Annotated in this window: 1 protein-coding gene; it reads right to left on the bottom strand. The window is 55.7% G+C overall.

The genetic code is table 11. From position 1 onward, the window contains the following. The coding region (locus KVT28_RS27565) for a hypothetical protein (RefSeq protein ID WP_217551544.1) at window positions 1-228 on the bottom strand (228 nt) is incomplete at both ends.

Here is a 228-nt window from a genome sequence, read left to right as displayed (position 1 = left end):
TATAGCGTTGCTGCTGCTGATCGGCGAACTGGCGTGCAAGTTGAGCCTGCTGCAATGCATCCACATCATCAGGCTCAGACGCTTCCTGCCAGCTTTCACCGTAACGATTCTGCTGCTGCGACGCGAAGGCTCCACGCAACTGCGCCTCTTGCAGCTCAACATCCTGTACCTGTGGAGGAACGCTGTAAGACGCAGTGACTTCTGGCTGTTGCTGCTCAGCATCTTTAG

Origin of the sequence: Pantoea sp. GbtcB22 (assembly GCF_019091025.1) — a bacterium.
Classification (GTDB): Bacteria; Pseudomonadota; Gammaproteobacteria; order Enterobacterales; family Enterobacteriaceae; genus Pantoea; species Pantoea leporis.
Note: the sequence above shows the minus strand (reverse complement) of the source record. Positions and strands in the feature narration are given on the sequence as shown.